General features: G+C 67.9%; 5 protein-coding genes. 3 read left to right on the plus strand and 2 right to left on the minus strand.

The genetic code is table 11. The annotated features are described in order from the left end of the window. Together FKP22_RS15315 and FKP22_RS15320 are read right to left on the minus strand one after the other, a co-directional pair. On the minus strand, nucleotides 1-442 hold a 442-nt coding region (locus FKP22_RS15315; protein ID WP_375140585.1), incomplete at its 3' end, for an HIT family protein. Continuing rightward, nucleotides 439-4,365, minus strand: a complete 3,927-nt coding sequence (locus FKP22_RS15320; RefSeq protein WP_141288338.1) for a DUF3683 domain-containing protein — start codon at nucleotides 4,363-4,365, stop codon at nucleotides 439-441. The genes FKP22_RS15320 and FKP22_RS15315, both read right to left, overlap by 4 nt. A 174-nt stretch (nucleotides 4,366-4,539) precedes the next feature. On the opposite strand from FKP22_RS15320, the gene ugpQ reads away from it, so the two are divergent. The 3 genes from ugpQ to FKP22_RS15335 form a co-directional block, all read left to right on the plus strand. Next, nucleotides 4,540-5,319 (plus strand): glycerophosphodiester phosphodiesterase, encoded by a 780-nt coding sequence (gene ugpQ, locus FKP22_RS15325; RefSeq protein ID WP_141288339.1) that lies wholly within the window; start codon nucleotides 4,540-4,542, stop codon nucleotides 5,317-5,319. A 250-nt stretch (nucleotides 5,320-5,569) separates the two neighbouring features. Further along, the gene (locus tag FKP22_RS15330) at nucleotides 5,570-6,766 is read left to right on the plus strand and encodes a choice-of-anchor tandem repeat GloVer-containing protein (RefSeq protein WP_141288340.1); all 1,197 of its coding nucleotides are present in this window, start codon (nucleotides 5,570-5,572) and stop codon (nucleotides 6,764-6,766) included. A gap of 8 nt (nucleotides 6,767-6,774) precedes the next feature. After that, the coding region (locus FKP22_RS15335; RefSeq protein ID WP_375140586.1) for a choice-of-anchor tandem repeat GloVer-containing protein at nucleotides 6,775-7,599 on the plus strand (825 nt) is incomplete at its 3' end.

The raw sequence follows: 7,599 nt of genomic DNA on the forward strand, positions 1-7,599 counted from the left end.
GCACGCGCTCGTCCAGCGTCGCCAGCGGCACGGCCAGGCGTGCGGCAGCATCCGCCACCTCGCGCTGCTTCGCACCCCAGATCGGCTGCGGGAACTGCGCATCCCAGTCGAAGCGGGCGATCACGTGCCAGTGCAGGTGCGGCACCATGTTGCCCAGGGCGGCGAGGTTGACCTTGGTTGGCGCCAGCGTCTCGATCAAGGCCTGCTCCAATGCAGCGACCACGTCCATGCAGTGCAGGCGGTCGGCCGCATTGAGGCCACTGAATTCAGCGACATGGCTGTGCCAGATCACGCGGTAGAAGGCCGGGAAGTCCGGCGCGTCCAGCACGCGGATCACGTGCAGCCGCGCGTCTTCGGCAATGCGCAGCGCGGTGCCGGCAGCCGCCGGCTCGCATAGCGCGCAGCCGGGGTGACGGAACAGCGCAGGTGTCGCCGCGCTCACACCAGCACCCGTTCGATGCCACCGGCGTTGGCGCGCGCCACGTATTTGGGCATCCAGTCCTCGCCGAGAATCTTGCGGGCCATCTCGACGACGATGTAGTCGGCTTCCAGCAGGCCGCTCTTCAGGTCGTCGCCGTAACGGCTCAAGCCTTGCAGGCAGCTCGGGCAGGAGGTCAGGATCTTCAGGTTCTGGTCCGCCGTCACGGTGCCATCGGCCCGCAGCTGGGTCTCGACCTTGCGGATCTCCTCTTCCTTGCGGAAGCGCACCTGGGTCGAGATGTCCGGCCGGCTCACGCCCAGCGTGCCGCTCTCGCCGCAGCAGCGGTCGCTCTTGACCACCTGGTTGCCGACAAGGGCCTTGACCGTCTTCATCGGCTCCTGCAGCTTCATCGGGCTGTGGCAGGGGTCGTGGTAGAGGTAGCCGGCGCCCGTGGAGGTGTCCAGCCGGATGCCCTTTTCCAGCAGGAATTCGTGGATGTCGATGATGCGGCAGCCGGGGAAGATCTTGTCGAACTGGTAGCCCTGCAGTTGGTCGTAGCAGGTGCCGCAGGAGACCACCACGGTCTTGATGTCCAGGTAGTTCAGCGTGTTGGCCACGCGGTGGAACAGCACCCGGTTGTCGGTGATGATCTTCTCGGCCTTGTCGAACTGGCCGGAGCCGCGCTGCGGGTAGCCGCAGCACAGGTAGCCGGGCGGCAGCACGGTCTGCACGCCGGCGTGCCAGAGCATGGCCTGCGTGGCCAGGCCCACCTGGCTGAACAGGCGCTCCGAGCCGCAGCCAGGGAAATAGAACACTGCCTCGGTTTCCTGCGTGGTCGTCACCGGGTTGCGGATGATGGGCACGTAGTCGGCGTTTTCGATGTCCAGCAGCGCACGCGCCGTCTTCTTGGGCAGGTTGCCCGGCATCTTCTTGTTGATGAAGTGGATCACCTGCTCCTTGATCGGAGCCGTGCCCACCGAGGCCGGCGGTGCATTCGTCTGCTTGCGGGCCGCCAGCTTCAGCACGTCATGCGCCAGGCGCTGGGCCTTCATGCCCACGCCCACCATCGCGCCGCGGGCCAGCTTGATGGTCTGCGGGTTGGTCGCATTGAGCATGAACATGGCCGCGGCATTACCCGGCCTGAAGGTCTTCTGGCCCATCTTGCGCAGCAGGTTGCGCATGTTCATCGAAACGTCGCCGAAGTCGATGTTGACCGGGCAAGGCGTGAGGCACTTGTGGCAGACGGTGCAATGGTCGGCCACGTCCTCGAACTCTTCCCAGTGCTTGATGGACACGCCGCGGCGCGTCTGCTCCTCGTACAGGAAGGCCTCGACCAGCAGCGAGGTCGCGAGGATCTTGTTGCGCGGGCTGTACAGCAGGTTGGCGCGCGGCACGTGCGTGGCGCACACCGGCTTGCACTTGCCGCAGCGCAGGCAGTCCTTGACCGAGTTGGCGATCTCGCCAATGTCGCTCTGCTGCATGATCAACGACTCATGCCCCATTAGCCCGAAGCTGGGCGTGTAGGCATGCGACAGGTCGGCCGCGTGCACGTCGTCGCCCAGGCGCGTCAGCGCATCGCCGCGCAGCAGCTTGCCCTTGTTGAAGCGGCCTTCCGGGTCCACGCGCTGCTTGTAGGCCGTGAAGTTGGCCAGCTCGTCGTCGGTCAGGAACTCCAGCTTGGTGATGCCAATGCCATGCTCACCCGAGATCACGCCATCCAGGCTGCGCGCCAGCACCATGATGCGGGCCACCGCCTCATGCGCGGTCTGCAGCATCTCGTAGTTGTCGGAGTTGACGGGGATGTTGGTGTGCACATTGCCGTCGCCAGCATGCATGTGCAGGGCCACCCAGGTGCGGCCGCGCAGCACTTCCTTGTGGATGCGCTTGCATTCGTCGAGGATGGCGCCAAAGGCCGCGCCGCCAAAGGCGTCTTGCAATGGCTTGAAGATCTGCGTCTTCCACGAAGCGCGCAGCGAATGATCCTGCAGCTGGTCGAAAAACGAGCGGCCGCCTTCCTGCGGCGCGTCCAGGTTCTGCATCCAGTGCGCCCACTGCGCGCGCACTTCGCGGATCAGCGTCAGTGCCTGCTGCACGCGGTCTTCCAGCAGCTCGGCGCTGGGGATCTCGCTGGCGTCGTCGGTCTTGCCCAGCGGCAGGTTGCCGGCTGCGAAGAAGTCTTCGAGCTTGTCGGCCAGCGCGATCTTGTTGCGCAGGCTGAGCTCGATGTTGATGCGCTCGATGCCCAGCGTGTACTCGCCCATGCGCTCCAGCGGAATCACCACGTCCTCGTTCACCTTGAACGCGTTGGTGTGCTTGGAGATGGCGGCCGTGCGCTTGCGGTCCAGCCAGAACTTCTTGCGCGCATCGGCGCTCACCGCGACGAAGCCTTCGCCCGAGCGGCCATTGGCCAGGCGGATCACTTCGCTGGTGGCACGTGCCACGGCATCCGCGTCGTCGCCAACGATGTCGCCGACCAGCACCATCTTCGGCAGGCCGCCGCGCTTGCTCTTGGTCGCGTAGCCCACCGCCTTCAGGTAGCGGTCGTCCAGGTGCTCCAGGCCCGCCAGGATGGCACCACCAGGGCGCGCCATCTCGCCGAACATGAAGTCCTTGATCTCGACGATGGACGGCACGCACTGGATCGGGTTGCCGAAGAACTCCAGGCAGACGGTGCGCACATGCGCCGGCATGCGGTGCACGATCCAGCGTGCGCTGGTGATCAGGCCGTCGCAGCCTTCCTTCTGGATGCCGGGCAGGCCGGCCAGGAACTTGTCGGTGACGTCCTTGCCCAGGCCTTCCTTGCGGAAGATGCGGCCGGGAATTTCCAGTAGCTCGGTGCGGATCGGCGTCTTGCCGTCGGCCTCGAAATAACGCAGCTCGAAGCGCGCGACCGGCACGTCATGGATCTTGCCGAGGTTGTGGTCCAGGCGGATCACTTCCAGCCACTTGGCGTCCGGCGTGACCATGCGCCAGGAGGCCAGGTTGTCCAGCGCGGTGCCCCACAGCACGGCCTTCTTGCCGCCGGCGTTCATCGCCACGTTGCCGCCCACGCAGGAGGCCTCGGCCGAGGTCGGGTCGACCGCGAACACATAGCCCGCGCGTTCGGCCGCATCGGCCACACGCTGCGTGACCACGCCGGCCCCGGTCCAGACGGTGGCCACCGGCTGCGCCAGCCCGGGCAGCGGCACCAGCTCGACCTCGGTCATCTGTTCGAGCTTCTCGGTGTTGATCACCGCGCTCTTCCAGGTCAGCGGCACCGCGCCGCCGGTGTAGCCGGTGCCACCGCCGCGCGGGATGATGGTCAGCCCCAGTTCGACGCAGCTGGCCACCAGCCCGGCCATCTCGGCCTCGGTGTCCGGCGTGAGCACCACGAACGGATATTCGACGCGCCAGTCGGTCGCGTCGGTCACATGGGACACGCGCGACAGGCCGTCGAACTTGATGTTGTCCTTGGCGGTGTGGCGGCCCAGCAGCTTGCGGCTGCGGATGCGCAAGGCGCCGACATGGTCGAAGCGCTGCGCGAACCGGTCCACCGCCTCGCGCGCCTGCGCCAGCAGTTCGCCGACAAAGGCATCGCGCGTCGCGTCCGCGTCCGGCGTGCGGCGCTTTTCGACCTCGGTCAGCCGGTGGTGCAGGGCCGCGATCAGCAGGCCCCGCCGCTTGGCGTTGTCCAGCAGGTCGTCTTCCAGGTAGGGGTTGCGCTGCACCACCCAGATGTCGCCCAGCACCTCGTACAGCATGCGGGCGGAGCGGCCGGTGCGGCGCTCTTCGCGCAGCCTGTTGAGCACCTCCCAGGCGCGGGCGCCCAGCAGGCGCAAGACGATTTCCCGGTCGGACAGCGAGGTGTAGTTGTACGGGATCTCGCGCAGGCGGGGGGCGGCCGCATCGGGATGATGCGCGGCAGGCACGGTAGGAACTGAGGAAAGGGGGAGCGGCGCGTTCATGGCGGGCAGGCATCGCGAAGCGACCGGCGGGCCGCCCCGCGCCTGGCTGGGGCACGTGGAACCGGATTATTGCAGTCCAACAGAAGCCGCAGGGGCGACACGGGCGCGGCAAACCGCCCCAGCCTTCGTCGTTTGCGCATGGCTGCTTGCCTGGCCATGGCATGCTGGCGCCCCATGCCACACCCTGCAGACCCAGCCGCCCTGCCCCGTTTTCCCGCCTTCCCCCGCTGGATTGCCCACCGCGGTGCCGGCAAGCTGGCGCCCGAGAACACACTGGCCGCCTTCCGCGACGGCCTGGCGCGCGGCTGGCGGGCCTTCGAATGCGACGTCAAGCTTTCCTCTGACGGAACCGCCTTCCTGCTGCACGACGACACGCTGGAACGCACCAGCAACGGCCGCGGCGTGGCCGGCGAACTGCCCTGGGCACAACTGCAGGCGCTGGACGCCGGCAGCTGGCACAGCGCGCCCTTCGCCGGTGAGCCGCTGCCCACGCTGGCCCAGGTCGCCACGCTGCTGCAGGCGCATGGCGCATGGCTGGACCTGGAGATCAAGCCCAGCCCCGGTACCGAGCTGGCCACCGGCCGCGCCGTGGCCGCCGAGGCCACCAAGCTGTGGGCCGCGCACCCGGGCCAGCTTCTGCTCAGCTCGTTCGAGGTGCCCGCGCTGGAAGGTGCGATGCAAACCGCTCCACACCTGCCGCGTGGCCTGCTGCTGGATGAACTCTGGGCCGGCTGGGCCGACACCGCCCGCGCGCTGGGCTGCTGCGCCGTCATCATCAACCACAAGCTGATGACGCCAGCCCTGGTCGCGCAGCTGCACGAAGCCGGCTGGGCGGCAATGGTCTACACGGTGAACGACGCGGCGCGTGCGTCCGAGCTTTTTGCTGTGGGGCTGGACAGCCTGGTGACGGATGCGGTCGACCGTTTGGGCCCGAAAGATCGTCAATCCGATTGACGAATCCCGACGCGCAATCCCCTGACTGAAGGCCGCAGGGCGCTTGCGGGCGCGGCGCAAGCTTGCGAGCATCAAGCTCATAACCAAATGCGCCAGGAGACAAACACAAGCCTGCGCATTGACTCACCGCCAATGCCACGCGCTTGTTCAGGCCGGCAGCAGCCCCCTTCGGCCGCCCTGCAACCGCCTTGCCTGCGCGGCCTTCCTTGAGACGCCCTCGGCGTCCGCACCCAAGCCCCAGGAAGGCAACATGTCCAAGACTCCAACGCTCCGCCTCGCATCTCCCCTGACAGCCGTGGCCGCGCTGTGCGCTGTGCTCACCGCGCCGCTGGCCCAGGCGGCCACCATCGAGGTCCTGCACGCATTCGTGCCAGGCACCTGCAACCAGCCCTTGGGCAACCCGCTGCGGCAACCAGACGGCACGCTGTATGGCACCTGCTACGGCGGCGGCGTGAATGGCTCCGGCATCGCCTACCGGCTCAACCCGGATGGCCAGTTCATCCTCCTGCACGAGTTCGACAATTCGTTTCAGTCGGAGGACGGCAAGCTGCCCATCAGCACCCTGGTGATGGCGCCGGATGGCAAGCTGTGGGGCGCCACCCACGAAGGCGGCGAACTGGGCGTCGGGACGGTCTACTCACTCACCACCGGCGGCACTTTCGCGCTGGCTTTCAGCTTCGACACGCCGACCACAGGCAGCGGCCCGGAGGGTAACCTGGCGATCGACAGCGCTGGCGTGCTCTATGGCAACAACTACGAAGGCGGCGGAGGCAAGAGCCACGGCACCGCGTACAGCTTCAGCACCAGCAGCGGCACGCAGACCACGCTGGCGCGCTACACCACCGCGCTTGGCCCGATCAGCCCCACCAACGGCCTGACCCTGGGCCCGGACGGCATGCTTTACGGTGCCGCTGCCGACCCGCACCGCGGCGGCAACGGCGAGCTTTTCCGCATGAACCGCGACGGCAGCGGCTTCCAGCAACTGGCCCTGTTCAAGCGCACCACCTCGGGCGCACAGCCGCGCTATGGCGTCACGGTGCTGGCCGACGGCACGGTCTATGGCGTCAACACCACCGACGGCGCGGCCGGCAAAGGCGTGATCTACCGCTGGCGCAGCAGCGACGGGCTGACGGTGATGCACACCTTCACCGGCGGCACCGGCGATGCCGAACAAGCCAACAGCTCGCTGACCCAGGGCGCCGATGGCGCGCTCTACGGCACCAGCCGCTTCGGTGGCACCAACCGCACCAGCAACGGCGGCACCGTCTACCGCATGGCACTGGACGGCAGCTTCAGCCTGGTGCGCAGTTTCAACGCCACCGATGCGGTGGGCTTCGAGCCCACCGGCGGGTTGACGCTGGGGGCTGATGGCGCCTTGTACGGCGTCACCAACCACTCAGCCAGCGACGAATACGCCGGTGGCGCGATCTTCCGCATCGTCCCTTGAGAAACCCCATGTCTCACGCTTGCTTCAAATTCGGCGCGGCCATGCTCGCCGTGCTGTGCTCGGCCGCAGCGCCGGCCGCCACGCTCAGCGTGGCCCACAGCTTCGACGCCGGCCAGTGCAACCTGCCGCAAGGCTCGCTGCTGCGCACCGCTGACGGCAGCCTCTACGGCACCTGCTTCAGCGGCGGCGCCAACCGCGCCGGCATCCTCTACCGGTTGGCACCGGACGGGGCTTTCAGCCTGCTGCACGAGTTCAGCTACGTCAGCGCGACCGACGCCTCCGAGCCAGGCCCCGGCCCCATGCTGGCCAGCGATGGCCGGATCTGGGGCAGCGCCAGCGGCGGCGGCGGCGAAAACAGCAGCGGTGCGCTCTACAGCATCAGCACCGATGGCAGCGGCTTCCAGCTCAACGCCGTCTTCAGCGCCGATGCCACCGGCGTCTTCCCCAGCCCGCTGCTGCAGACCGCCGACGGCAGCTTCTACGGCATCACCAACCAGGGCGGCGGCCGGGGCGGCCGCGGCACGCTGTTCCGCTACAGCGCCGGCGCCGGCCTGGTCAAGGTCATCACCTTCCGCAGCCCGCGCGACGCTGTCTTCCCCACCGCTGGCCTCACGCTGGGCGCCGACGGCCTGCTCTACGGCACCGCCAACAGCGGCATCAGCTCGGACACCGCCGGCAACGAAGGCACGCTGTTTCGCATCCGGCAGGACGGCAGCGGCTACCAGCGCCTGCTGGGCTTCCAGCGCGCCACGCATGGTGCGTTCCCGACCGGCGAACTGCTGCTGGCGGCCGACGGCAACTTCTCCGGCGTGACCACGCAGGGCGGGCCGCTG

It is taken from the genome of Ideonella azotifigens, from assembly GCF_006519715.1.
Taxonomy (GTDB): Bacteria; Pseudomonadota; Gammaproteobacteria; order Burkholderiales; family Burkholderiaceae_C; genus Ideonella; species Ideonella azotifigens.

Excerpts from the sequence above, each read along its gene's own strand:
- FKP22_RS15320 (WP_141288338.1), bottom strand. The coding sequence starts at position 4,365 with ATGAACGCGCCGCTCCCCCTTTCCTCAGTTCCTACCGTGCCTGCCGCG.
- ugpQ (WP_141288339.1), top strand. The coding sequence starts at position 4,540 with ATGCCACACCCTGCAGACCCAGCCGCCCTGCCCCGTTTTCCCGCCTTC.
- FKP22_RS15330 (WP_141288340.1), top strand. The coding sequence starts at position 5,570 with ATGTCCAAGACTCCAACGCTCCGCCTCGCATCTCCCCTGACAGCCGTG.